At 59.6% G+C, this 25,645-nt stretch carries 22 protein-coding genes and 1 tRNA gene; 15 read left to right on the top strand and 8 right to left on the bottom strand.

Annotated elements, in window-relative coordinates:
• The first annotated feature begins 103 nt into the window (after positions 1 to 103).
• Complete coding sequence (locus AB4Z13_RS31125) at positions 104 to 1,948, top strand: methyl-accepting chemotaxis protein (protein ID WP_439014117.1); 1,845 nt, start codon at positions 104 to 106, stop codon at positions 1,946 to 1,948.
• Here the strand turns inward: AB4Z13_RS31125 and AB4Z13_RS31120 are convergent.
• Positions 1,921 to 2,238: a hypothetical protein gene (locus AB4Z13_RS31120; RefSeq protein ID WP_442207633.1), complete on the bottom strand. Its 318-nt coding sequence runs from the start codon at positions 2,236 to 2,238 to the stop codon at positions 1,921 to 1,923. The two genes, AB4Z13_RS31125 and AB4Z13_RS31120, sit on opposite strands and share 28 nt — an antisense overlap.
• Positions 2,239 to 2,252: 14 nt before the next feature.
• Here AB4Z13_RS31120 and AB4Z13_RS31115 point away from each other — a divergent pair, with 14 nt between their 5' ends.
• Entirely contained in the window at positions 2,253 to 3,122 is an 870-nt protein-coding gene (locus tag AB4Z13_RS31115) for a LysR family transcriptional regulator (protein ID WP_113323863.1), read from the top strand.
• A gap of 7 nt (positions 3,123 to 3,129) precedes the next feature.
• On the opposite strand, the gene AB4Z13_RS31110 is transcribed toward AB4Z13_RS31115, so the two are convergent.
• From AB4Z13_RS31110 to aceA, 3 genes are all read right to left on the bottom strand, one after another.
• A complete protein-coding gene (locus AB4Z13_RS31110; RefSeq protein WP_442207632.1) occupies positions 3,130 to 4,230 on the bottom strand; it encodes a helix-turn-helix transcriptional regulator in 1,101 nt (366 codons plus the stop codon).
• Positions 4,231 to 4,335: 105 nt separating this feature from the next.
• Positions 4,336 to 4,572 (bottom strand): SMc00767 family acetate metabolism repressor, encoded by a 237-nt coding sequence (locus tag AB4Z13_RS31105; protein ID WP_113323861.1) that lies wholly within the window; start codon positions 4,570 to 4,572, stop codon positions 4,336 to 4,338.
• Positions 4,573 to 4,585: 13 nt separating this feature from the next.
• The gene (aceA, locus tag AB4Z13_RS31100; protein WP_439014120.1) at positions 4,586 to 5,875 is read right to left on the bottom strand and encodes an isocitrate lyase; all 1,290 of its coding nucleotides are present in this window, start codon (positions 5,873 to 5,875) and stop codon (positions 4,586 to 4,588) included.
• Positions 5,876 to 6,055: 180 nt separating this feature from the next.
• Between aceA and AB4Z13_RS31095 the strand changes: the two genes are divergently transcribed.
• The 5 genes from AB4Z13_RS31095 to AB4Z13_RS31075 all read left to right on the top strand — a co-directional run bounded on the left by AB4Z13_RS31095 (position 6,056) and on the right by AB4Z13_RS31075 (position 11,649).
• Positions 6,056 to 7,450 (top strand): helix-turn-helix domain-containing protein, encoded by a 1,395-nt coding sequence (locus AB4Z13_RS31095; RefSeq protein ID WP_439014121.1) that lies wholly within the window; start codon positions 6,056 to 6,058, stop codon positions 7,448 to 7,450.
• 129 nt (positions 7,451 to 7,579) lie between these two features.
• Positions 7,580 to 8,677, top strand: coding sequence for a polyamine ABC transporter substrate-binding protein (locus AB4Z13_RS31090; RefSeq protein WP_439014122.1), 1,098 nt, complete (start codon positions 7,580 to 7,582; stop codon positions 8,675 to 8,677).
• A gap of 91 nt (positions 8,678 to 8,768) precedes the next feature.
• Positions 8,769 to 9,911, top strand: a complete 1,143-nt coding sequence (locus AB4Z13_RS31085) for an ABC transporter ATP-binding protein (protein WP_439014123.1) — start codon at positions 8,769 to 8,771, stop codon at positions 9,909 to 9,911.
• Between the two features lie 4 nt (positions 9,912 to 9,915).
• Positions 9,916 to 10,827: an ABC transporter permease subunit gene (locus AB4Z13_RS31080; protein WP_007819316.1), complete on the top strand. Its 912-nt coding sequence runs from the start codon at positions 9,916 to 9,918 to the stop codon at positions 10,825 to 10,827.
• Positions 10,828 to 10,830: 3 nt separating this feature from the next.
• The gene (locus tag AB4Z13_RS31075) at positions 10,831 to 11,649 is read left to right on the top strand and encodes an ABC transporter permease (RefSeq protein ID WP_310378750.1); all 819 of its coding nucleotides are present in this window, start codon (positions 10,831 to 10,833) and stop codon (positions 11,647 to 11,649) included.
• Positions 11,650 to 11,709: 60 nt separating this feature from the next.
• Here the strand turns inward: AB4Z13_RS31075 and AB4Z13_RS31070 are convergent, their stop codons facing one another.
• Entirely contained in the window at positions 11,710 to 13,608 is a 1,899-nt protein-coding gene (locus AB4Z13_RS31070; protein ID WP_439014124.1) for an AsmA family protein, read from the bottom strand.
• Positions 13,609 to 13,770: 162 nt separating this feature from the next.
• Between AB4Z13_RS31070 and AB4Z13_RS31065 the strand changes: the two genes are divergently transcribed.
• A complete protein-coding gene (locus AB4Z13_RS31065) occupies positions 13,771 to 15,723 on the top strand; it encodes an acetoacetate--CoA ligase (RefSeq protein WP_439014125.1) in 1,953 nt (650 codons plus the stop codon).
• A gap of 276 nt (positions 15,724 to 15,999) precedes the next feature.
• On the opposite strand, the gene AB4Z13_RS31060 is transcribed toward AB4Z13_RS31065, so the two are convergent.
• Positions 16,000 to 19,734 carry an ATP-binding protein gene (locus AB4Z13_RS31060; protein ID WP_442207631.1) on the bottom strand — a complete coding sequence of 1,245 codons (3,735 nt, stop codon included), beginning with the start codon at positions 19,732 to 19,734 and terminating at the stop codon, positions 16,000 to 16,002.
• Between the two features lie 215 nt (positions 19,735 to 19,949).
• On the opposite strand from AB4Z13_RS31060, the gene AB4Z13_RS31055 reads away from it, so the two are divergent.
• The 5 genes from AB4Z13_RS31055 to AB4Z13_RS31035 all read left to right on the top strand — a co-directional run bounded on the left by AB4Z13_RS31055 (position 19,950) and on the right by AB4Z13_RS31035 (position 21,809).
• Complete coding sequence (locus tag AB4Z13_RS31055) at positions 19,950 to 20,399, top strand: phasin (RefSeq protein WP_113324872.1); 450 nt, start codon at positions 19,950 to 19,952, stop codon at positions 20,397 to 20,399.
• A gap of 131 nt (positions 20,400 to 20,530) precedes the next feature.
• Positions 20,531 to 20,607, top strand: a tRNA-His gene (locus AB4Z13_RS31050).
• Between the two features lie 224 nt (positions 20,608 to 20,831).
• Positions 20,832 to 21,071, top strand: a complete 240-nt coding sequence (locus tag AB4Z13_RS31045; RefSeq protein ID WP_113324871.1) for a helix-turn-helix domain-containing protein — start codon at positions 20,832 to 20,834, stop codon at positions 21,069 to 21,071.
• Between the two features lie 111 nt (positions 21,072 to 21,182).
• Entirely contained in the window at positions 21,183 to 21,620 is a 438-nt protein-coding gene (locus tag AB4Z13_RS31040; RefSeq protein ID WP_439014127.1) for a DUF4174 domain-containing protein, read from the top strand.
• A gap of 30 nt (positions 21,621 to 21,650) precedes the next feature.
• Positions 21,651 to 21,809, top strand: coding sequence for a hypothetical protein (locus tag AB4Z13_RS31035; RefSeq protein WP_192728093.1), 159 nt, complete (start codon positions 21,651 to 21,653; stop codon positions 21,807 to 21,809).
• A 59-nt stretch (positions 21,810 to 21,868) separates the two neighbouring features.
• Here AB4Z13_RS31035 and AB4Z13_RS31030 read toward each other — a convergent pair whose 3' ends face one another.
• Together AB4Z13_RS31030 and AB4Z13_RS31025 are read right to left on the bottom strand one after the other, a co-directional pair.
• Positions 21,869 to 22,750 (bottom strand): LysR family transcriptional regulator, encoded by an 882-nt coding sequence (locus AB4Z13_RS31030; RefSeq protein WP_439014128.1) that lies wholly within the window; start codon positions 22,748 to 22,750, stop codon positions 21,869 to 21,871.
• Positions 22,747 to 23,061 carry a putative quinol monooxygenase gene (locus AB4Z13_RS31025; protein WP_439014129.1) on the bottom strand — a complete coding sequence of 105 codons (315 nt, stop codon included), beginning with the start codon at positions 23,059 to 23,061 and terminating at the stop codon, positions 22,747 to 22,749. The genes AB4Z13_RS31030 and AB4Z13_RS31025 overlap by 4 nt, the downstream gene beginning before the upstream one ends.
• Before the next feature lie 170 nt (positions 23,062 to 23,231).
• Here AB4Z13_RS31025 and AB4Z13_RS31020 point away from each other — a divergent pair, with 170 nt between their 5' ends.
• Both AB4Z13_RS31020 and rirA read left to right on the top strand, forming a co-directional pair.
• Entirely contained in the window at positions 23,232 to 24,728 is a 1,497-nt protein-coding gene (locus tag AB4Z13_RS31020) for a CoA-acylating methylmalonate-semialdehyde dehydrogenase (protein WP_439014130.1), read from the top strand.
• Between the two features lie 165 nt (positions 24,729 to 24,893).
• Positions 24,894 to 25,373, top strand: coding sequence for an iron-responsive transcriptional regulator RirA (gene rirA, locus AB4Z13_RS31015; RefSeq protein WP_439014131.1), 480 nt, complete (start codon positions 24,894 to 24,896; stop codon positions 25,371 to 25,373).
• Positions 25,374 to 25,645 lie beyond the last annotated feature (272 nt).

Raw genomic sequence — 25,645 nt, 5'->3', positions numbered from 1 at the left:
GAAAAAAGACAAGTAAAAGGCTCAGCGAGAACCCTGCGTTAAGAGAAAATTTTCCCTAACGCATTCTTATGAAAACCATAAAGGTGTTCGCCAGAGGTTCCAGATGCCGCGTTTCTTTTCGACATCCATCGTGCGCCAGATCGTTGCGATCACGCTGCTTCTGCTTGCCGGCAGCACCGCAGCGATTGTCGGCGTGACCTATTACAATCTCGGCAGCTATGTCATGGACAGCGCAGTATCCGACGCGAAGGATGCAAGCCGCTCGATGGCGGTTCTCTACGGCGCAAGCGATGCTGATGTCCGCATCGATGTGAAGGACAACGCGCTGTCAGGCGTGACCGAAGACAAGATCCCTGCTTTTGCAGATTATTCGCTGGTCGACCGCACGGCGCAGTCGATTGCCGGCGTTGCCACCATCTTCGAAAAGCAGGGAGGCGATTACGTCCGCGTCTCCACCAATGTGAAGAAAGAAAATGGCGACCGTGCCGTCGGCACCAAGCTTGCCGCGGATCATCCCGCCCAGCCTGTGCTCGCACAGGGTAATGCCTATTACGGTCCGGCAGACCTCTTCAGCCGCAAATTCATGACGGGTTATTTCCCGGTCAAGAATCCCTCGGGTGCCACGATCGGCATCCTCTTCATCGGCATACCCATGGAAGTCTATTACCAGCGGATGAACGAATTGCAGACGCTGGTTCTTAGCGTCGGCGCCGTGGTGATGTTACTCGTCGGCGTGCTCGCTTTCTATGCGATCCGCCGTTCGGTAAAGCCGATGCAGGCACTGACATCGAGCGTGCGCGCCATTTCGTCGGGCGACCTCGTCAGCGCCGTCCCCTGCATCGAAAAGAAGAACGAATTCGGCGACATCGGTCGTGCGCTCGCTCTCTTCCGCGACAGCGCAGTCGCGCGCCAGGAGTTGGAGACTCAGGCCGCCGAACAGCGCGCGCTGAACGATGCCGAGCGCAGCCGCAACGATGCGGAGAAGCGTACACTCGATGGCCAGATCGATTTTGCCGTCAATCAGCTTGCCGCTGGTCTCGGACGCCTGTCACAGGGCGATGTTTCGCAGACCATCGAAACACCCTTTGTCGGTCGGCTCGAACAGCTCCGCATGGATTTCAACACTTCGCTCGAACGCCTTCAGGATACGTTGACGCGCATTCGGGCGAGTGCCGCTTCCATCCAGCGCAACAGCGGTTCGGTTTCGGCCTCGGCTGACGAACTCTCCAGGCGCACGGAATCCCAGGCTGCCAGCCTTGAGGAAACGGCCGCTGCCGTCGAAGAAATCACCGTTACGGTCCGCTCGTCGGCCGAACGCGCCCATGAGGCAAACAATGTCGTTGCCGCGACCAAACGGACGGCCGACAGTTCCGGCACCGTTGTCGGTGATGCAGTCGCCGCCATGGGTCGCATCGAAGACGCCTCGCAGCGCATCGAACAGATCATCGTCGTCATCGACGACATCGCCTTCCAGACCAACCTGCTGGCGCTGAATGCCGGTGTCGAGGCGGCACGTGCCGGTGAAGCCGGCAAGGGCTTTGCCGTCGTGGCTCAGGAAGTGCGCGAGCTTGCCCAGCGCTCGGCCAATGCCGCCAAGGAGATCAAGGCGCTGATCGAACAGTCGACCCGCGAGGTGAATGCCGGTTCCGAACTCGTGCAGAAGACCGGCAGCGTGCTCGCCTCGATCAGCCACGAGATCATCGCAATCAGCGGCCACGTCGAGACCATCGCCACGGCAAGCCGTGACCAGTCGGCCGCCCTTCAGGACGTCAACAGCTCCGTCAATGCCATGGACCAGATGACGCAGAAGAATGCCTCCATGGTTGCCGAAGCCACGCAGGCAAGCCGTCAGCTGGCGGAAGAGGCCGACATGCTGATGGCGCTCATAGAGCAGTTCCGCCTCGCCGAAGGCGCTGCCGGTCATGGCCGCGTGAGACAGGCGGCCTGACATCCGAATTCGTCTTCGTCGGGCCGCACCTTCGTGCGACCGGCGGCCTCATCTGCCGGCAGCGTCAGCCAGGCTGCAAATCGCACCAGGAAGCTGCTTCCTGCGTTGTTATAGAAGGCATCCTCTTCCTTTATCCGGTCGCGTCTTGTTCGCTGCAGCAAGCTTGCTCGCTGCATTCGGCCGGCAATGTCTGCGATTATGAAATTATCGATCATCATGATGTCCTCTCGTTTCTGGACATCAATTGATCTACACATCAAAATTCGCTTTTTGAACGAGCGAAATCCCATTATGTTTTTCACTCATGAAAAACAGCAATTGGGACTCCTATCAGCTTTTCCTGCAGGTCGCCCGCACCGGCGGCCTGACGGGCGCCAGCACTGCCACTGCTTTGAGCCCAGCAACAATCGGCCGGCGCATGCTCGATCTGGAGCAGGAACTCGGCCGCACACTCTTTCACCGCAGCCAGACAGGCTACCGCCTGACCGCTGATGGGCAGACCCTCGTCGATCATCTGCAGGAGATGGAGGCGGCCGCCCGCAAGGTCGAAGCATGGCGGCAATCGTCCGAAGGTGGCGCCACCGTCAGGATCGCTGCCGGCACATGGATCTCCTGGCTGCTGACGGAGAATTTTTCGGCGATCCGTATGCCCGGGGACACGTTCGGCATTTCCTTGACGATCGGCGAGGCCCGCGCGAACCTGAATTACCGGGAAAGCGATATCGGCATCCGCGCCTTCGAACCGGAGGAAAGCAATCTCGCGGCCCGTCTGCTCGGCGAAGTCGCCTATGCCATCTACATCAGACGCAATGCCAGCCAGGACGACACCAGATGGATCGCTGTCGGCGCAGAGGATGCGATCTCGGCCTATCTGCGCTGGCCCTATCAGAATGCTGCATCCGCCATCGTCGCGACCGTCAACCGCCCGCGCTCCCTGCCGGATCTGGTGCGTGCGGGCGCGGGAAAGACGGTGCTGCCCTGTTTCGTCGGCGATCTCGATCCCGAACTCGAACGGTGCGGTGGCGAGCTGCCGGAGCTGCGTCACCGCCAGTGGATCGTCATGAATGCCGAGGATCGCTACCGCCCAGAAATTCGTACGGTCGCCGACCGGATGACGAAGCTTTTGAAAAGCTATACCGACCTCTTCGCCGGCAAGCGCGCCAGCCGCGGATAATCTGCCTCTACGGCATCAGCCGGCGCACGAGCCCCACCTGGCTGTTCACCCCGAGCTTCGAATAGATGTTCTTCAGATGCGAGCGTGCGGTCTCGTAGCTGACATCGTTCGTCCGCGCGACTTCGCGCAGCGACAGGCCCGCGGTGATGCCGGCCGCAATCCGCATTTCTGCCGCCGTCAGTTGGTCGATACGGAGCAGCGCGTCATTGAGATCGGGGCGCAATGGCAGGCTCGTCCGCTCGATGATCATCGCCACCGTCGGTCCCTCGAGAAATTCGGTGATGAAATCCGACTGCATCTTCACCAACGTGCATTTGAAGCCGGTGTTCTTCATCCTGATTAGCGTGCTTGCCGGCGAGAATGCCTGCAAGCGGTGGCGCAACAGAGCCGATAGGCGGGAGGCAAGCTCGCTGTCATTGATCATGATCCGCCCGGTCGAGGTGACGCCGATCGCTTCGCCCTCGGCAATCATCCGCTCCGCCGCGCTGTTGATCGAGCGGATATTCTGATCCTCGCCGATATAGACGATACCGACGCCGATCGAGTCGAAGAGCGCCAATCCGTTTTCGTTGTTATGGGGATCGCTGTGCTCGCGGCGAATGAAATCGAAGGCGCGGCGCAGATGCGGTGCCAGGTCGCTGAGCAGCTCGGCATTCGTGCGATTGAAATCCGGATCGGAAGACGAGGTCAGCGTCGAAAGATTGAAGGAGCGTCCGCGTTCCCGCATGATCGTTACGCCGACGCTGCTTTCGCAGCCGATCCAGCGAAGGTAATCGCTGTAGAATTCCGTCTTCAGAAGCTGATCGCGCGGCAGCATCTGATCGGCGATCACGCCAAGGCCGATCGGCCGGGTGGCGGCGCGCGGCATCCACGGATTGATGGCCGCATAATAGCGGTTATAGGCCTCGGTTTCCTTTTCCGCGAGACCAGAAGAGAGGGAGAGGCCACCGGTGCGCGCGACGGCATCGTGGAAAAACAGCGTCGACTTGGCATCCGGCATCGTCGCGGTCAGCGCATCGAGAAAGGCTTGCCACGACGTCTCGCCGAAGAGCGCGCCATAGATCAGATCGGTCAGAACTTCGAGTTTTGCGTGCGGCGAACCGGGCATATGCAGTTCCGTTCGAAGATATGCTCAATTATGCCGCGACTCCGCCGTGCTGACAATTGCGTCAAATAGCGTAGGTCCGGCGGTCTTTACCACCGGACCCTACCCTTAATTTCTGTTTGCGACGATGACGGGGATCAGCAGATCTCCCCAGTTGCCGTCACCGCCATGATGCCGGGCGGAGCGTACCAGCTCCACCGAAACACCGGCCTCGACCGCCTTCATCACCGACTGGTTCAGCCTGTGCAGATCATTGGCAAGCATACGGATCACCGTCTGCTGATCATCAGTCATGCTGCTTGCCTGCTCTTCCGTCCGTTCGCGGACGCGCGCAATGGATGCCATGTCGTTTCCTCCTCTACTCGGCAGCCGGTTTGAATTGGGCGTGTTCGGTCGATTCCCCCATGGCCGTCGTGGAGGCGCGGCCGCCTGATATCGCCAGTGACACGGCGTCGAAATAGCCGGTGCCGACTTCACGCTGATGTTTGGTGGCAGTATAGCCGCGTGCCTCGGCAGCGAATTCCGCCCGCTGAAGCTCGCAATAGGCCTCCATCTGCCGCTCGCGATAGCCGCTGGCGAGCTCATACATGCCGTAGTTCAGCTGGTGGAACCCGGCGAGTGTGATGAACTGGAACTTGTAGCCCATGGCGCCGAGTTCGCGCTGGAACCTGGCGATCGTCGCATCGTCGAGGTTTTTCTTCCAGTTGAAGGACGGCGAGCAATTATAGGCAAGCAGCTTGCCGGGATGCGCCTTGTGGACGCCTTCGGCAAAGCGGCGCGCCTGCTCGAGATCCGGCTTCGACGTTTCGCACCAGATGAGGTCGCAATGCGATGCATAGGCGACGGCCCGCGCAATGCAGGGTTCCAGCCCGTTGCGCACCTGATAGAAGCCCTCGACCGTGCGTCCGGCATCATAATCGACGAAAGGCTGGTCGCGTTCGTCTATGTCAGAGGTCAGAAGCTTGGCCGCTTCAGCATCCGTGCGGGCGATGACGAGCGTCGGCACTCCCATGACATCGGCGGCAAGTCGCGCCGCATCGAGATTGCGGATATGGGCCGCCGTCGGGATCAGAACCTTTCCGCCGAGATGGCCGCATTTCTTCTCCGAGGCCAGCTGATCCTCGAAGTGAACGCCGGCCGATCCCGCCTCGATATAGGCTTTCATGATCTCGAAGGCATTGAGCGGCCCACCGAAACCGGCCTCGGCGTCGGCGACGATGGGCGCAAACCAGGTCTCGACCGAAAGTTCCCCGCCTTCTGCCGTCTCGATCTGATCGGCACGCTGCAGCGTGCGGTTGATGCGTTTGGCAAGCTCCGGTCCGGCATTGGCGGGATAGAGCGATTGATCCGGATACATGGCCGATGCCGTGTTGGCGTCGGCGGCGACCTGCCAGCCGGAAAGATAGATCGCCTTCAGCCCGGCGCGTACCATCTGCATGGCCTGGTTGCCGGAGAGCGCGCCGAGCGCATTGACGAAATTCTCCTCGTGCAGAAGCTGCCAGAGGCGCTGAGCCCCCATTTCGGCCAGCGTGTAGCGGAGCGCGACGGAGCCACGCAGACGCTCGACATCGGCGACGGAATAGGGCCGCTCGATACCGTCGAAACGGCCATCAGGCGCATTGCGAATGAGTTTGTAAAAATCTGTCATGCCAATCTCCTCTTTGATTTCCAACGCTTGAGCGCTGATGACAGAATTTACAAGAACGAGTAAATTATCCAGAAAAACCTTTGATTTCAGGCGAAGAAAGAGGTTAGGATGAGGAGGATTTACAGGGTGGTTTTGTAATTTTGTAAAAACTTGTAAATCCTAAAGTGTAAAGGATGTGACATGGCGGAACGGAAGATATTTGCGGGGCCGAAAGTCAGGCGCATCCGCAATGCGCTGGCGTTGACGCAGACTGCCATGGCCGAGGCGCTGGAAATCTCCCCCTCCTACCTGAATCTGATCGAACGCAATCAGCGCCCATTGACGGTGCAACTGTTGCTCAAGCTCTCTTCCGTATACCGCATAGATCTTGAGGAACTGCAGGGCGAAACCGCCGGTGGCCTTGGCCAGTTGAAGGAGGTGTTCGCCGATCCGTTGCTGTCGGGTGAGCTGCCGGGGGATCAGGAGCTTGTCGAAGTGGCCGATGCCGCGCCCAATGCGGCAAGCGGTATGATCAAGCTCTACCGCGCCTATCGCGAGCAGGCCGCCCGCCTTTCCGACCTGACGGCCCTGATGGCGGGCGAGGGCCGCGCGCCGGTCGCTTCCGGCCGCCTGCCTCTGGACGAGGTGAGGGAGGCGCTGGAACGCCGCCCCGCCTATTTCGCTGACATCGAGGCGGCGGCTGAAAGTTTCGCCAACGGACTTACTGCCGGCGGCAACCTGAAGGACTGGCTGAAGAACGAGCGCGGCATCGCCACCCGAATCCTGCCCGTTCATGTCATGCCTGATCTGCGTCGCCGCTTCGACCGTCACTCGATGCGCCTTTTCCTGTCCGAGCGCCTTTCAGGGGCCGATCAAGCGCAGGAAATTGCCATCGAAGTGGCAAGGCTCGCCCTGCGGCCCGAGATCGAGGCCGCGCTTGAGGAACTGCCGCTGTCATCCGACGAGGCGCGGCGCATCGCCCGCTTCGAGCTGACGCGCAGTGCGGCGCTCGCCTTGCTGATGCCTTATGGGGCCTTTCTTCTTGCCGCACAGAATACCCGATACGACATCGATCTCATCCGCGCCCGTTTCGCTGTCTCCTTCGGCCAGGCCGCGTCGCGCCTCGTCGTGCTGCAGCGTCCCGGCGCTGCCGGCATTCCCTTCTTCCTGATGGAGAGTGATGCTGCAGGCCATGTCATTCGCCGGACAGGTGCCCAGGGCTTTCCGCAGGCGCGCTTTGGCGGCAACTGTCCGAAGCTCAACGTCCACGCTGCCTTTCTTGAGCCGGGCAGGGTGTTGGTGGAGACGGTCGCCATGCCTGACGGTTCGGCTTTCCTGACGATCGCACGCACGCTCGAAGGGCCGGTGGTGGAGTTCGGCGAGCGGGTGCGGCGCACGGCTCTGCTGATCGGCTGCGATGCCGCCCTGCACGACAGTCTGGTCTACGGCCGAAGCGATGCCTTGCCGGTTGCGGTCGGCCCCGCCTGCCGCCTTTGTGAAAGGCGCGGATGCCTTTCCCGGGCCGAGCCGCCGCTGACGCGTCCACTTGCTCTGGACGAGACCTCTGCTGGCCTTGGAAGCTTCGATTTTCAGTGATTGTGAAATCATTGACGCCGCAGGATTTTGCGCTTGTAGGCTCCGGAAATCCTTTCTAGTCTGCAGCAAAACCAGAGGGAAATAAGAGGTGTCCGGGGGCGCGATACCTTTAAAAAAACAGGAGATATCATGAGGTCAAGAATCGCCAGCCTGACGGCAGTTGCCGTTGTCGCTCTCCTTGCCGCCGCGCCTGCCTTCGGCCAGGAGCGTGTGGTCAACGTCTACAACTGGTCCGATTATATCGACAGCTCGATCCTCGAGGACTTCACCAAGGAAACCGGTATCAAGGTCGTCTACGACACCTTTGATTCCAACGAGACGCTGGAAACCAAGCTGTTGGCCGGCGGCACCGGTTATGACGTCGTCGTTCCGACCGTTTCCTTCATGCAGCGTCAGATCGCTGCAGGCGTTTACCAGAAGCTCGACAAGTCCAAGCTGCCGAACCTGTCGAACATGTGGGACGTCGTGACGAAGGGCGTCGCCACCTTCGATCCGGGCAACGAATACTCCGTCGACTATATGTGGGGCACGACCGGCATCGGCTTTAACGTCGACAAAGTGAAGGCTGCACTCGGCACGGATGAAAAGCCGAACTGGGATGCGCTTTTCGATCCGGCCAAGGCTGCAAAGCTTAAGGATTGCGGCATCTATATGCTGGATTCGCCGACAGACGTCATTCCGTCCGTTCTTGCCTATCTCGGCCTCGATCCGAACAGCAAGAAGCCGGAAGACCTGAACAAGGCGCAGGAAGTCCTGCTTGCCGTTCGTCCCTTCGTTCGCAAGTTCCACTCCTCTGAATATATCAGCGCGCTCGCCAACGGCGATATTTGCATCGCGCTCGGCTTTTCGGGCGACGTCTTCCAGGCGCGGGATCGCGCGGCCGAGGCAAAGGCCGGCGTAAATGTCGACTATTCTGTTCCGAGCCAGGGTGCGCAGATCTTCTTCGATGTCTTCGGCATTCCAAAGGATGCGCCGCATGTCGAAGAGGCGCATGAATTCATCAACTACATGATGAAGCCTGAAGTCGCCGCCAAAGCATCCAACTTCGTCTTCTACGCCAACGGCAACAAAGCCTCGCAGCAGTTTCTCGACAAGGACGTGATCGACGACACGGCGATCTATCCGACGCCGGAGATCATGGCCAAGCTCTTCACGGTGCCGCCGCTCGATCCGAAGACGCAGCGCGTCGTGACGCGAATCTGGACCAAGGTCGTCACCGGCCAATAACCGAGATTTCGGCCCGGACGGAAACGTCCGGGCCTTTCCATTCCCGGCCCGGGTGGAGGCCGGCTGAAACCTTGTATTTTCGGGGAATAATATGAAATCTCTTGGCAATATCCGCCGCGCATTCGCACCTTGGACCGATCCATCCGCAAAACCCTTCATTGCCTTCAAGAATGTCACCAAGCGCTTCGGCGATTTTACCGCCGTCAACGATCTGTCGCTGAATATCTATCACCGCGAGTTCTTTGCGCTGCTCGGCGCATCCGGCTGCGGCAAGTCCACGCTGCTGCGCATGCTGGCCGGTTTCGAACAGCCGACATCGGGCGAAATTATTCTCGATGGCACCGATCTTTCGGGCACGCCGCCCTACAAGCGGCCGGTCAACATGATGTTCCAGTCCTACGCTCTTTTCCCGCACATGACGGTCGAGAAGAATATTGCCTTCGGCCTCAAGCAGGATGGCATGCCGAAGGACGAGATGGTCGAGCGTGTCTCGCAGATGCTGAAGCTCGTGAAGCTCGAGCAGTTCGCTTCCCGCAAGCCCAACCAGCTTTCCGGCGGGCAGCGCCAGCGCGTGGCGCTTGCCCGTTCTCTCGCCAAGCGCCCCAAGGTGCTGCTGCTCGACGAGCCGCTCGGCGCGCTCGACAAGAAGCTGCGCGAGGAAACCCAGTTCGAATTGATGGACCTGCAGCAGAGCCTCGGCCTCACCTTCGTCGTCGTCACACACGACCAGGAAGAAGCCATGACAATGGCCGACCGCATTGCAGTCATGAGCCACGGCAAGGTGGTGCAGGTCGCCACGCCGGCCGAAATCTACGAAGCGCCGAATTGCCGCTTCGTTGCTGATTTCATCGGCGACGTGAACATTTTCGACGGCAAGGTGACAACGGCCTCAAATGGCGCGGTCGAAATCGCCGTCGACAGCGGCTTCACGGTCCGCACGGCCTCGACAGACGCGCCGGCTGTTGGTAGCACGCTCGGTTTCGCCATCCGCCCGGAAAAGCTCCGCGTCACCCGCGCGGCACCCGGGAATGCCTCGACCAATGCCGCCAAGGGTGAGCTCTGGGACATCGGTTATCTCGGCGACATGACGGTCTTCCACGTCAGACTGCCGAACGGCAATGTCGTCAAGGCTTCTTCCCTCAACGCACAGCGCGCCGTCGATGACCCCTTCACCTACGATCAGGAAGTCTGGGTCTCCTTCGATGAGGACAGCGGCGTGCTGCTGAAGGATTGAGACCATGGGGACCTTCACTTCACGCTTCTACAACCGCCTTGTCATTATCATTCCCTATGCTTGGCTGCTGCTCTTCTTCCTGGCGCCGTTCTTCATCGTCTTCCGCATCTCGCTGTCGGCAACGGCGATCGCCATGCCGCCCTATGAGCCGGTCTTCGCTCTCGCTGATGGCTGGGGCGGTTTCTGGGACAAGGTCTCGAGCTTCTCCCTCGACAATTACGGCTACCTGACCGACGACCCGCTCTATTTCAATGCCTATATTTCGAGTGTGGTGATCGCCGGGATCTCCACTTTCCTGACGCTTTTGATCGCCTATCCGGTTGCCTATGGCATGGCGCAGGCGCCCCGCAGCATTCGCCCGACGCTCCTGATGCTGGTGATCCTGCCCTTCTGGACAAGCTTTCTGATCCGCGTCTATGCCTGGATTGCCATCCTGAAGCCGGAAGGGCTCTTGAACCAGTTCCTGACGTCGCTGCACCTCATCGACAATCCGCTGATCATCCTCAATACCAATACAGCCGTCTATATCGGCATCGTCTATTCCTATCTGCCCTTCATGGTGCTGCCGCTCTACTCGGCGTTGGAGAAGATGGACGGCACGCTGATCGAGGCGGCGCAGGATCTCGGCTGCACGCCGATCCAGGCTTTCTGGCGCGTCACCTTCCCGCTGTCGATCCCGGGCGTCATCGCCGGCTGCATGCTGGTCTTCATCCCGGCCGTCGGAGAATTCGTTATCCCCGACCTGCTTGGCGGCTCGCAGACGCTGATGATCGGCAAGACGATCTGGAACGAATTCAATTCCAATCGCGACTGGCCCGTTTCTTCGGCGGTGGCGACGATCCTGCTTCTCATCCTCGTGATCCCGATCGTCTTCTTCCAGAATGTTCAGGCAAAAGCCGACGAGGCAGGGAAATAAGCCATGTTCAGATGGACCCGCTTTAACATCACCTCCGTCGTGCTCGGCTTCGCCTTTCTCTATCTGCCGATCGTGCTTCTGGTGATCTTCTCCTTCAATGAATCGAAGCTCGTCACCGTCTGGGGCGGTTTTTCGACCAAATGGTATGTCTCGCTGCTCTCCAATCAGGCCCTGCTCGATGCGGCCTGGGTGACGATCCGCGTCGGCCTGCTGTCGGCGACATTCGCGACGATCCTCGGCACCATGGCGGCGATCACCCTGGTGCGCTTCACGCGCTTCCGCGGCCGCATCCTCTTTTCAGGACTGGTCTACGCGCCGCTCGTCATGCCCGAAGTCATCACCGGCCTGTCGCTGTTGCTCCTCTTCGTGGCAATCGGCCTTGACCGCGGCTTCTGGACCATCACACTGGCGCATACGACGCTGACCATGTGCTTCGTCGCCGTCGTCGTGCAGTCACGGCTTCTGAGTTTCGACCAGTCGATCGAGGAAGCCGCCCAGGATCTTGGCGCCCCGCCGGTCAGGACCTTCTTCGAGGTGACGCTGCCAATCATCTCGCCAGCCGTCTTTTCCGGCTGGGTCCTGGCTTTCACCCTGTCGCTCGACGACCTCGTGATTGCGAGCTTCACGTCAGGACCGGGCGCAACCACGCTGCCGATGAAGATCTACAGCCAGGTGCGTCTCGGCGTGACTCCGGAAATCAATGCGGTCTGCACCATTCTGATCGCCATCGTGGCGATAGGCGTCATCTGTGCATCTGTCGTCACCAAGCGCCGCGAAGTGCAGCGCGAGCGCGATGAGAGGGCCGCGGCGGCGACAGCTTAAGAGCAATTCCAGCGAAAGCCTTTGCGTCCGGAAATGCTTTAGAACTGACCAGGAAAGGCGCTAAGGCTGGGTTTTCGTCGGTACGTTGAACAGCGGCACCGGCGAAATGACCGGGTTCGGCCACGAGCCGCCGATGAAGAAGGGCAGGCGCGGCAGATCGGCCGCTTTTGCCGGATCGATCGCTTCCAGCGCGCCGGAGAGCGCAAGCCCGTTCGACTCATAAGTAATGACGCCTGATAGCGTCAGCATCTGATCGGAGCCGGCAAATCGCGCATCGTGGATTTCTGCGGTGCCATTGGCAAAGTCGGCCTGAAGATCGAGCTTGCTGAAGGCGAAGGATCCGTTTCCAGTGGAGCTCAGCGCGAAGAACGGCTTCTGCGCTGCCTGCGTGCGAAGTGCATAGACATCGACGCCGGGAATGGAGCCCGCAGCCGTCCAGAATCTGAGCCTGCCGGTCACATCGGCAAGTCCCGTCGTCCAGATCGCCTTCGGCGTCTCCAGCGAAAGATCGAGGGAGCCTGTCGCATGCGGCAGCGGCCCCTTGAGCTGCAATTTTTCGGCAAGTGCATTGAAATCCGCATCGCGGATCGAAAGCTGCAGCTTGCCGCCACCATCGAAATCGCGGCGGGTCGCCTCCAGATGGGCAGTCATTTCGCCGCCCTCGAACTGGCTGTCGCCAATATCGAACTTCGCTTCCTCGCCGGCGACGATCACGCTGGCGCCGACATCCGCAAGCGAAAAGATACCCATCTGCGCCTGTCGCGCGGAAAGCCGCACATCGAGATCAAGAAGTTGCAGCGGTCCAAGAGGGCTCGGTAGCAGCAAGTCGCCAAGGCCGCCGGCGGCAAGTCTGAGCGCGAAGGCATCGAGGAACGGCTTGAGGTTCATCTGGTCGAAGGCAAGTGTCCCGCCGATCTTCGGTCGCTTGCCGGGTGCGACGGTGAAATCCATCACACCGGTGGCGCTCGCATCGTTCAGCGCCATACTGACATTGTTGAAGCGGAAACCGTTGGATACCGACGTCACATCCGAGGTCATCGACGCGCTCTTCAGCGACTCGATCCCCGGGATAGATCTGCCGGACCATTTCAGGAGGGCCTGCACATCAGGAAAGCTGGCGTTGATATTGCCTGAGACCGAGGAGAGGCTCACCATGCTGCCGACACCCTGGAAACGCGCGGTCATCAGGTTGGAAGCGATCGAGGCCTTCATCTCGGCATTCTTGCCGCCGAAGACCAGCAGCGGCGCGGCAGAGGCAAAATCGACCTTCAGGTCCTCGCCGTTGAACCGGGCAATGAGGACGGCTGAAATGGCCCTCGACAGCTTCGGCCAGGCGATATCGGCTGCGACGCTGTCGAAGTGGTAGACATTGCCTGTCTGCGTATCGGTCAGGGTCAGCGTGCCATCCTCCACCGTCACGGCACCGATGTCGGCGTCGAGCTTCGGATCGAGAACCTCGGCGCCGTTGTCATCCCGTACGCCAACGATGGCTCGTGCCAGAAGGCCGGTATAGCTCCAGTCGATCAGGCCATTCTCATCGCGCGTCAGCGCGAGGCTGGGCCGCAGCAGGTGAAATTCGTGGAAGCGAGTGCGGCCGCGCAGCGCATCGATCAGGCTGAAATCGGCTGAAAGGCTCTCGATGCGGCCGAGCAGTTTGTCGCCGCTTTCGCGCGGTTGGCGGATGGTGACGTCGTTTAGCGTAATGCGTGGCGTCGGCCAGAATTCGAGGACGGGGTTGCCCTTGATCTCGGCGTGATAGCCCGTCCATTTCGACAGGGCATCCTCGATGCCGGAGCGCACGAAGCCGGTGGAAATAAGATAGGGAGCGGCGATCCTGAGCGCGAGGAAGAAGGCAAGCCCGATTAACAATAGGATGGTGGAGACACGGGCAAATGCCGGCAGCCAGCGCGAGACGGGGCCGATCCTTTTTCGCCATCTGCCTTGTCTTGACGTACCCATGAGCTCCGCCGGAACTTCAGCCGGTTACCCGTTATTTTCTGATTTTGCCGGATATATGAAATACCGGGCATATGCAAATCCCACGCGCGGCGGATCGCGTCGCTGCACACTTTATAATGCAATGCAGCATGCTATAAGTTCCGCATTGGGGAGGAGGATTGAATGCAGGAAAATCAGCCGCTTTGGAAGCCCACGGAAGATGGGATCGAAATTAGCCCGATCCATGCCTTTTTGCAGCGCTGCAATGGAGACTTCGGTCTCGCCTTGAAAGGTTTTGAGGATCTGCATGCCTGGTCGATCGCCGATCGGGAGAGCTTCTGGTCGGCCTTGTGGGATTTCTGCGGCGTGAAGGGAGAGCGCGGCGCGGATATTCTCGTTAACGGCGACCGCATGCTGGAAGCACGCTTCTTTCCTGAGGCGCGCCTGAACTTCGCTGAAAACCTGCTGAGCGGAAGCGGGCGGGGCGATGCCATCATTTTCCGCGGTGAGGACAAGGTCGAAGACCGCTGGTCGTGGGATCGCCTGCGCGCGCTTGTATCACAGCTGCAGCAGGGCTTTCGCGCGCTCGGCATCGGCGAGGGCGACCGTGTCGCGGCCATGATGCCCAACATGCCGGAAACGATAGCTGCCATGCTGGCGGCAACGTCGATCGGCGCCATCTGGTCGTCCTGTTCTCCGGACTTTGGCGAGCAAGGCGTGCTCGATCGTTTCGGGCAGATCGCGCCGAAGCTTTTCATCGCCTGCGACGCCTATTGGTATAATGGCAAGCTGCAGGACGTGCAGTCGAAGGTGGCGAACGTCGCCAAGAGCCTCGGTGTGCCGACGCTGGTGGTCCATTATGCCGGCAACGCCGAAGAGGTCGCGCGCGAAATCGCCGGCGGCAAGACGCTTTCAGAATTCGTTGCTCCCTATGCGCCGAGGCCGATCGAGTTCGTGCAGCTGCCTTTCGCCCATCCGGCCTATATTCTGTTTTCCTCGGGCACAACAGGCATACCGAAATGCATCGTGCATTCTGCCGGCGGCACGCTGCTTCAGCATCTGAAAGAGCATCGCCTGCATTGCGGAGTGCAGCCGGGGGACAAGCTTTTCTACTTCACCACCTGCGGCTGGATGATGTGGAACTGGCTGGCGAGCGGCCTTGCCTCCGGTGCCACGCTCTGCCTTTTCGACGGATCGCCTTTCGCGCCTGATGGCAATGTGCTCTTCGACTATGCGGCCGAGGAGAAATTCGCGATCTTCGGGACCTCGGCCAAATATATCGACGCAGTGCGCAAGAGTGGGCTGACGCCGCGCACGAGCCATGATCTGTCGAGCTTGCGGCTGATCACCTCCACCGGTTCGCCGCTGTCGCCTGAAGGTTTCGCCTTCGTCTATGAAGGTATCAAGGAAGACGTCCAGCTTGCCTCGATTTCCGGTGGCACGGATATCGTGTCCTGCTTCGTGCTCGGCAATCCGCTGCAGCCCGTCTGGCGCGGTGAGATCCAGGGAGCTGGCCTCGGCCTTGCCGTCGACGTCTGGAATGACGAAGGCAAGCCGGTTCGTCAGGAAAAGGGTGAGCTGGTCTGCACCAAGGCCTTCCCATCAATGCCGGTCATGTTCTGGAACGATCCTGATGGCGCCAAGTACCGCGCCGCCTATTTCGAGCGCTTCGACAATGTCTGGTGCCACGGCGATTTTGCCGAATGGACCGAACATGGCGGCCTGATCATTCACGGCCGTTCGGATGCGACGCTCAATCCTGGCGGCGTGCGCATCGGCACGGCGGAAATCTACAATCAGGTCGAGCAGATGGACGAAGTCGCCGAAGCGCTCTGCATCGGCCAGGACTGGGATGACGACGTGCGCGTCGTGCTCTTCGTCCGCCTGGCGCCCGGCGTCACCTTGAGCGAGGATCTGATCAAGGCGATCAAGACCCGCATCCGTGTCGGCGCTTCTCCCCGCCATGTGCCGGCCAAGATCATCGCGGTCGCCGATATCCCGCGCACCAAGTCTGGCAAGATCGTCGAACTTGCCGTGCGCGAGGTCGTCCACGGCCGGCCGGTGAAAAATCAGGAGGCGCTCGCCAACCCCGAGGCACTCAAGCTTTTTGCCGGACTGGAAGAGCTAAAGGTCTGATAGCGGCTGCTAAACTACAAGCTTTTGCCGTTGATCAATTCCGCGTTTTGGAAACCTTTCGTTAAGAAAGGTTTGTCAAAGGTGAAACCAACTTGGAGACCATACATGAAGAGATGGTCTGGAACTGCGGTTCCCGAAACATGACGTTGATCGACTAAGCTCTTGTTTTACCAGCACCAACTCTCGAAGGCAGCCATTGGCTGCCTTTTCTTTGGCGAGTAATTCCAGCAAAAGTGTCCAGTGGTTTTGCGTCCGGAATTGCGCAAAAATAAGTGCTTAGCCCGCCAGCACGCGTTGCGACGGGAAGGTGATTTCCACCAGCGTGCCTTCGTTCGGCGCAGAATTGATCGAGAAAATCGCCCTGTTGGCATCGACCATTGCCTTGGTCAGCGGCAGGCCGAGACCGGTGCCGTCGCCGCGATGGCGTGACTGCGTGGACGACACCTGGCGGAATGGTTTCATCGCCTGGTCGAGCTCGCTGCGCGTCATGCCAATGCCGGTATCGCGCACCCGCATCGCGACGCTGCCGTTCGCCTCATAGGAAGTGGAAACGACGATCTGCCCGCCTGATGGCGTAAAGCGGATAGCATTCGACAGGATGTTCAGCGCGATCTGCTTGATCGAGCGCAGGTCGGCCACGACATCGGGCACCGATTGCGAAAGGGCGGTGCGGATGATGACCCGCTGGCTGTTTGCCTGCGGCTGCACCAATGCCACTGCTTCCGAGATCGCTTCGTTAAGGCCGACGGAGGCGAAATCGAGATCCATCTCGCCCGCTTCAATCTTGGAAATATCGAGCAGGTCGTTGACGATGTCGAGGACATGCCGGCCGGAACGGCCGATATCGTTGGCATATTCGATGTAGCGCGGATGGCCGATCGGCCCGAAGCGCTCGCTCGCCATCATGTCGGAAAAGCCGATGATGGCGTTGAGCGGCGTGCGAATCTCATGGCTGACGCGCGCCAGGAAATCTGTCTTGTGGGCGTTGGCGGTTTCGGCCGCACCCTTGGCATTGCGCAACTCGTCTTCGGTACGCTTCCACTGGGTGATATCGCGGATGACGGCGCAATAGCCGTTGGATGAGGTCAGGCGGCCCATGGTCATGAACAGCGGCACGAAGCCGCCGGCGGCCTCACGGCCGATCACCTCGCGTCCGTCGTTCAGCACGCTTGCCACACCATGGCCGGAAAGCCCATGCAGATAGTCGAGAACGGCCCTCTGGCTCTCATGCGCGAACAGCATAATGAAGGGTTTGCCGCGTGTTTCCTGTTCGTCGTAGTTGAAGAGGGCGCTTGCCGAGCGGTTCATCGAGCGGATATCGCCTTCCGTGCCGATGACGACGACGCCGTCGGTTGCCGTCTCCAGGATCGAGCGCAACTCCTCCACCTCGACCTGCAGCTTGGCGACCTTCTCGACCATCCGGTCGGAACGCTGGTCGAGCCTGATAACCTCGCCCCTGCCTTCCTCCCGGTTTTCGACGGGCATCAGCGCCAGCATCAGGGCGTTGGAATCTTCCCAGCGAACCGATTGCAGACGGGCCGTGACCGGCACCAGCCTGTCGTCGGCTTTGACGAGCATCATCGTGCCCGAACCGTTTTCGAGGTCATGGCGCTGCAGCAATGCATCGATGCCGCCCACTTCGGAGAGGGCTTCGACGGAACCGTAGCCCGTCAGCCGCAGGAATTCCGGATTGCCGTGGATCAGCTGGTCGCCAGCATGGATCAGCACGGCAACGGGCAGCAGATCGACGGTCGCCGCCGAGAGCCCGTCCGTCATCTTCACGCGCGGCGGAATGAAGCTGGTCAGAACCTCGATCTGGCTGACCGTCTCCTGCAGACCTTCGGTCACGTCGTCTTCCGCTTCGGCTGCGGATGTTTCTTCGGCTTGCGGGGAAGCCTCTTCCGGCAGCGGTTCTGCTGCGGCTTCGTAGATCGCTTCCTGCGGTGCTGCCTGCTCGACGACAGAAGTTTCGGCAACAACGTCTTCGACTACCGATGCCTGTTCGACATCAGGTTCCGGCTGTGGGGCGGCGACCGGCTCTTCGTTGCGCGCGCCGAAGGCTTCGAGGCGCTTGGCGATCTCGCGGAAATTCGCCTGCTCGGCAGCCGTCAGACCGCTGCTGGCGCTGTGCAACTGCACGATCTTGTCGGTGAAGCGGCGGCTCGGCGTTTCGGAAAGGCGTAGCGCTGGCGGCTCTTCCCGCTGCTCGGCAACATCAGGCTCAGCGGCGGATTGCTCCTCGGCGACAGGTTCCGCAGCTGCCGTCTCTTCCGAAGTGGTTACGTCTGTCGCCGTTTCCACTTCCGGTCCGGTGTCTTCTTCGACATCGGGCTCTGGATTCACTGCATCTTCGGCCTGCGGCGCAGCTTCGGCAATTTCTTCAGATTGCTCTTGCGGCAGTTCAGCTTCTGCCGGTGCCGTCTCTTCCGGTGCGGTTTCATTGACCGGGCCAAGATAGGAGGCATCATGACCGATGCCGTCAGGCCCGAGCGTCAGTCCGAGCGCTAGAGGATCTTCCTGCGCGTCCGACAGGCGCACCACGCCAAAGCCGCGGAAACCATCAAAGTCGCGGTTGCGCGTATAGGTCGGCAGAGCGGCGAGATCGACAGGCACGACGAGGCTCGTGCCCTCGATCGGCCAGTAGATCGTCTTGCCGGACCAGGTATCGCGTCGCGCTAAGGCCTCGGAGAGCCTTGATTCAGGGTCGAGGTTGAACAAGGCGGCAACGTCGGAGAAAGCGCTGCCGATGATGTTGCTCGCATGCGGGCCGACAGCCTCGGCGAATTCATGCGAAACTTCGCTGAAGCGGCCTTCCGCATCGATCTTCCAAACGAATCGGGTGGCACGGCTGTTCGGCTTGAAGACGAAGCTGCTATTCGGTGCGCTTTCAGGCTCCACCGGGACCACCGGTGTTGCCGCGAAGTTTTCCGCGACGGAAGCGGCCGGCTCAACCTGCTCCACAACCGGAGCTTCTGCGCTTGTCTCAACGGTTTCTTCCGCTGAGGCAAAAGTTTCGCTCGGCTGATCCACCTGCTGCTCGCCGGAGTCTTCGACGACGGCTGCTTCGGGCTCGGAAATGCTCTCATCTGCCGACGGCTCGAAACGGGCTTCGGCCTCGGTCGGTTCGCTGACTTCAACCGGCTCCTCGGCCTCGCCGATGATTTCCTCCAGAGTTTCCTCGACTTCTTCGATGCCGGAAACGGCGTCGATCGCTTCGGCTTCTGTAAAGCCAGCCACAGGCGCGGCAACATCAGCAATTTCATCCGTTGCGGCTTCTGCAGGTGCAATTTCCTGCGGCGCAGGCTCTTCCACCTTGGCGGAGGGCTCGATGGGATCGAGATGACCGATCGACGTTTCGACGGCGAAGAGAAGGTGGAGTGCGGGCTCGTCGTTGAGTTTGCCGACGGCAGCCGGCAAGTGGCCGCGGCCGGTCGCAACCGGGCGCTTCACCAGCCGGTCTGGATGGGCGCCGGCAAGCGTGATGAGCGTCCTTGCCGCTTGCTGCGTGATGCCGAGCAAGGCGAAACCTGGCGATGCGGCAATGACTTCGCCCTCGGCCCCGATCACTGCCATATGCGTATCTGGGTCATCGAGGCCCTGCAGCATCTGCGCAGCACTTGCGCCAGCCGTCAGCGGACGTGTGGAGACCGGAACGGAAAACAGGATGGCTTTCTCGCCAGAAGCGAGACGGATGAGCTCCGACGAAGCCGGAGCCTGAACGCGCTGGAAACACTTAGCGATGCGGATAATAAAAGTCTTCTGGTCACCGACTTCGCCAAGCTGGCGGGCAGTCGCCTCGAGCTGGCGGAAGGTGATGTCGGCGTGGCTGACGCCCTGATCAAGCAGGTCATAGACCGCAGCATGGCCAAACAGCTCGGCGCCGGCACCGTTTGCCCACAGCAAGTGGGAAAGGTCGCCCGAGAACAGAACCATGGCCTCGCCACGCGAAAATCGTTCACGAACCCGCGCATGAACGGCAATGTCGATGAACGGATACTGGACTGCGGGCATGATCGAACCTGTCGCTTTCGGCCTCTTCAAATTAACTGCTTATTAATAACTGCAGGTCTGCGGTCGGTCCAGAAGAGCCGGGAGCTTTCGGGCGGCAAGGTTAACGCATTGTGCGGCGCACAATGATGTTGCAATGCACAATAAAATGCCCTATATAAGAATTATCCGATTTATCGCGGGCACAAGATCTGCCCATCTTAGAGGAACACGATCCGATGGCTACCATAAAGACCGACGACGTTTTTTCAATTGCCTCTTTCGACCCGAGCAAGCTGGCCGAGTCTTTCCGTGACTTCGCCGAAAAGGGTGCTCAGCAGTCCAAGGAAGCCTATGCCAAGCTGAAGTCCGCAGGCGAAGAAGCCGGCAAGACGCTGGAAGCAACGGTCCAGACCGCACAGGCTGGCAGCGTTGAAATCGGCCTTAAGGCGATCGACGCGCTCCGCGTCAATGCTGAAAGCTCGCTCTCGCACATGGAAGCGCTTCTCGGCGTCAAGTCCGTCGCCGAATTCTTCGAGCTGCAGACCTCCTTCTTCCGCAAGCAGGCTGAACTGACCGTCGAGCAGGCGAAGTCGCTGCAGGAAACCACCAAGCAGGTTGCCGAAAAGGTTGCAAAGCCTTCCAAGGAAGCCGCTGAAAAGGCCATGGCATCCTTCAAGGTTGCCTGATCTACCAGGCTCGATAGATAATAAAGGCTGGACCGCATGTTCAGCCTTTTTGTATATTGAGCGCAAATCGGGGCTTGAATAAAAGTTCAAGTCCTCGTATGTGACCCCCGTCGCGCCGTGCGTGACATTGTGCGGTTGTAGCTCAGTTGGTTAGAGCGCAGGTTTGTGGCACCTGAGGTCGGAGGTTCGAGACCCCCCAACCGTACCATTCTCTCCCATAAGTTGGTTTTCCCGTTCGGCAATGCACGGCATCAGCGCTTTTTGATGTCAAAATGATGCCTGCTCGCATTTTGCTATTGCCGTTAACATTAGTTTACCTATTTATGTGCGGTGCGATGCAGCAATTGCCCAATGTCTTCGTTGCGTTGCGAAATGCTGGCGGCTTGCCGCTTGGGGGTAGGGACAGTCCACCGAGGCATTAAGGAGAATTTGATGTCCATTTCTGTTCAGAATATAGAGGAATCGACCGCTGTTTCCCCGATTGACGTGGCAGCTGCGGTTAAGGACGCACGCAGTGCGGTTGGCTACAGCATTGAAGACCTCGCAGTCACCTGCGGTCTGGCCAATGGGGAAATCCTCGAAATCGAAAATGGTGAAAGCGCCGATCCGGCAAAGCTGAGGCGTATTGCTGCAGCACTGCAGGTTCCAGTTTCTGCCTTTTTGCATATCTGATGAGGCGACAAGGCCGATCAGCATTTTCTGATCGGCCGTCGTCCCCTTTTAAGGGACATGATTGGAACTCTTGCGCTCCCGCGCCGTTCAACGGTCGACGGGAGTATGTGTATGTCCAAGACCCTTCTTTACGGCGCAACGAAGATCGATGAGACAAATGCAGCTTACGCCGCTGTCGCCAGTCTCGAACAGTTTCAGTGGAAAAACCGCGTCTTCATTGTGATTGCCGACCAGGACAATTCCCGCGCAGCCCGCCAGGAAAACCAGTTGCTTGCCGATCGCGCCGCTCTTGAGGAGCGGGATATGGTCATTCTCAAGCTTGTCGGATCAAGCATAAAGCCGCTCTTCGGAAGCGGCGACGGGCTGGACGGCGAGGCGCTCCGCCAGGAACTGGACATGCCTGACACAGGCGAATTTGCCGCCTTCCTGCTTGGCAAGGATGGCACCGTGAAGCTGAAGGCCAGTGAGCCGATCACGTCAGGCGAACTCTTCGCCATCATCGACAGCATGCCGGTGCGCGCTGCCGAAACCGTCAGGCACGACAAATAATCCAATATCGCAATCGTAAAGGAGCCGGCCATGTCCGTTCCGAACGAACCTATTCCCGACCAGCCGCCAATGCCTTCACCGGGCTGGAAGCCGGAGCCGCCGGTCAAGGAACCGGAACCGGATCGCCTGCCGGATGAAACGCCGCTTCCCAACCCTGATGAGAACGAGGAACCGGCAAAGCATCTCTAGAGCAATTCCAGCAAAAGTGTGCAGCGGTTTTGTGTCCGGAATTGCGTAAAACATATGTATTACAAGAAGATCTGCCTTTCCTCGTCGACGAGTTCCTGCAGGAAATCGATGACGCTGCGCACGCGCACCAGATCGCGCGCACTTTCGTGGTAGGTCGTCCAGTAGGCGCGGCGGATGGAAACCTCCGGCAGGATGCGCACCAGTTCCTGGTATTGCCGGGCGATATAATCGTGCAGGATGCCGATGCCGGCGCCGGAACGTACGGCCTCGGTCTGGCCGATCGCCGTCGAGATCTCGAACCCCGCATCCCAGCTGCGCATCACCTCGCCAGAGAAATTCAGGGAGGCAGTGAAGATCAGGTCTTCGACGTAGCCGATGCGCGGATGGGCCTTCAAGGCATCGACATCTTCGGGCTTTCCACGCTGCGCCAGATAATCCCGCGACGCGTAGAGACCGAGCGTATAGTCGGTTAGCTTGGACGAGACGAGCCGCCCCTGTTCCGGACGCTCCAGCGTGATGGCGATATCCGCTTCACGCTGCGACAGCGAGAAGGAACGCGGCACCGGCACGAGCTGGATCTTCAGCTCCGGATATCGTTCGATCAGCCGGCCCATTCGCGGCGCAAGAAAGGAAACACCAAACCCATCGGGCGCGCCGACGCGCACCGTTCCGGCAATGGCCGTGTCGGTGTGGCCGAGATTGGCCTGCGCGGCAAGCATCTCCGTTTCCATCCGCTCAGCCGAGGCAAGAAAGACTGCGCCTTCAGCGGTCAGCTCGCAGCCATTCGTCCGGCGTATGAAAAGCCGTGTTTTCAGCGCCTCTTCGAGTGAGGTCAACCTGCGCGAGAGCGTGGCGTGATTGAGCCCCAGCCTCTTCGACGCAGCGAGGATCTGCCCTGTGCGGGCGACGGCCAGGAAAATGCGAACGTCATCCCAGTTCATGGCTTTGAACGCATGATGATGGGTTCGACGTCGATAAGCGTCAGCGCTGTCACCATGCCGGCCGTTTCGGTTTTGTATTTCAGGAAATGCGGCGTCTGCAGATGAGCCTCGTATGCTTCCCTGTTGGCATAGACCTCGAGGATACGGATCTTGTTCGGATGATCTCTGATGGAAACGGCATTCAGGGAAAGGACACCGTCTTCCAGCGCGACGGATGCTTCGATTTCCTCGGTCAGCAGCGCACGATAGGCTTCGAGCGTGCCTGGATCGATCTCCAGTTCCGCCATCCTGACGACAGGTTTCCCGCTCATCGGTTCGGCCTCCCTTTGACTTGTCCGCGTGCCGTGCCAGTTTTGAAGCAGGAGCACCGGTCACAGCGATCGAGCTATAATATACGCACAACGGTTGCTTATTATAGCGCATTGATTTGTGCAAATTGAAGTGCGATTGTTGCGCCATCAAGAGATCAGGAGGAACACCCATGCGTGAGATTGGTCATTTCATCGGCGGCAAGAAGGTCGCCGGCACCAGCGGCCGCACCAGCGACGTCTTCAACCCCGCGACCGGCGAAGTACAGGCAAAGGTCGCGCTCGCAAGCGTCGAGGAACTGCGCGCCGCTGTCGAAAACGCCAAGGCTGCGCAGCCGAAATGGGCCGCGACGAACCCGCAGCGCCGCGCCCGCGTTTTCTTCAAGTTCGTCGATCTCCTGAACCAGCACATGGATGAGCTTGCGACGCTGCTCTCCAGCGAGCACGGCAAGACGGTCGAGGATTCCAAGGGCGATGTCATCCGCGGCCTCGAAGTCTGCGAATTCGTCTGCGGCATCCCGCATCTTGCCAAGGGTGAATTCACGGAAGGCGCCGGCCCGGCGATCGACATGTATTCGATCCGCCAGCCCGTCGGCATCGGCGCCGGCATCACGCCTTTCAACTTTCCGGGCATGATCCCGATGTGGATGTTTGCCCCGGCAATCGCCTGCGGCAACGCCTTCATCCTGAAGCCCTCCGAGCGCGATCCGTCCCTTCCGATCCGCCTTGCCGAACTGATGATCGAGGCCGGTCTGCCGGCCGGCATCCTGAACGTCGTCAACGGCGACAAGACGGCCGTCGATGCGATCCTCACCGATCCCGATATTGGCGCCGTCTCCTTCGTCGGCTCCACGCCGATTGCCCGTTACGTCTATGGAACGGCTGCGATGAACGGCAAGCGCGCTCAATGCTTCGGCGGCGCCAAGAACCACATGATCATCATGCCGGATGCCGATATGGACCAGGCCGTCAACGCCCTGATGGGCGCCGGCTACGGTTCGGCTGGCGAGCGCTGCATGGCCGTCTCGGTTGCCGTGCCGGTCGGCGAGGAAACAGCGAACCGCCTCGTCGAGAAGCTGATCCCGAAGATCGAATCCCTGCGCATCGGTCCTTACACCGACGATAAAGCAGACATGGGCCCTGTTGTCACCAAGGATGCCTATAACCGCATCCAGGATCTGATCAACAAGGGTATCGAAGAGGGCGCAAAGCTTGTCGTCGATGGCCGCGATTTCAAGCTGCAAGGTTATGAGGACGGCTATTTCGTCGGCGGCTGCCTGTTCGACAACGTCACGCCCGAGATGGAAATCTACAAGACCGAGATCTTCGGGCCGGTTCTGTCCGTCGTTCGCGCCCACAACTATGAAGAAGCGCTCTCCCTGCCGATGAAGCATGAATACGGCAACGGCGTCGCGATCTACACCCGCGACGGCGACGCTGCCCGCGACTTCGCCTCCCGCATCAACATCGGCATGATCGGCATCAATGTTCCGATCCCAGTGCCGCTCGCCTACCACTCCTTCGGCGGCTGGAAGGCTTCGAGCTTCGGCGACCTCAACCAGCATGGCACGGATTCGATCAAGTTCTGGACCCGGACCAAGACCGTTACCGCCCGCTGGCCATCCGGCATCAAGGGCGGCGCCGAATTCGTCATGCCGACGATGAAGTGACGCGAAAGCCATCGCATTTGGAAACGGGCCCGGGAAGGGCCCGTTTTCGTTTCAAACGCTGCGGCGAGCAGTCGCGGGAAACGTGAATGTGAATTTCATATTTTGGAATTGTTCAAAACTGTGAAAGCCATTATATACGGTTCACAAATGATTTAGGAGATTGGCATGCGGTTGACGAAGCAGACCAACTATGCGGTTCGCATGTTGATGTATTGTGCAGCCAATGAAGGACATTTGAGCCGGATTCCGGAGATTGCCAGAGCATACGGTGTTTCCGAGCTCTTCCTTTTCAAGATTCTGCAGCCGCTCAACAAGGCAGGCCTTGTCGAGACGGTGCGCGGCCGCAACGGCGGTGTGCGCCTTGGCAAGCCGGCGGCCGATATCAGCCTTTTCGACGTGGTAAGGGTCACCGAAGACAGCTTCGCCATGGCGGAATGCTTTGAAGATGGTGTGGTCGAGTGCCCGCTGGTTGATAGCTGCGGCCTGAATTCGGCGCTGCGCAAGGCACTGAATGCCTTCTTCGACGTGCTGACCGAATATTCGATCGATGATCTGGTAAAGGCGCGGCCGCAGATCAACTTTCTGCTGGGCCTCACCGGCGAACAGCACTATCGCAAGCCCGTCGTTCCGGCACCGGCCGCCTGATACTTGAATATTCTGATATCGTCATGAACCACGGCTGTTTTCGATAGCCGTGGTTTTTCATTTGCACTCACGGATTGTTGATATATCAGAGCCCGTTGAAACCGTTCTCAACGCCTTCCGCGACGCCAAATTGTACCAAAAGCGACAGAAATGCGGTTGAACGTGCCTCAATCTTGCAAATTTTGGCCTATTTTTGACCGAAAATTTCTAAAATTGCTTTTCTGGAAAAATTTTCTGCGGATGCCGTTGCGTTCAGCAAATAAATATCGTTC

Origin of the sequence: Rhizobium sp. YAF28 (assembly GCF_052113285.1) — a bacterium.
Classification (GTDB): domain Bacteria; phylum Pseudomonadota; class Alphaproteobacteria; order Rhizobiales; family Rhizobiaceae; genus Rhizobium.
This window is presented reverse-complemented; position numbering and strand designations above follow the sequence as displayed.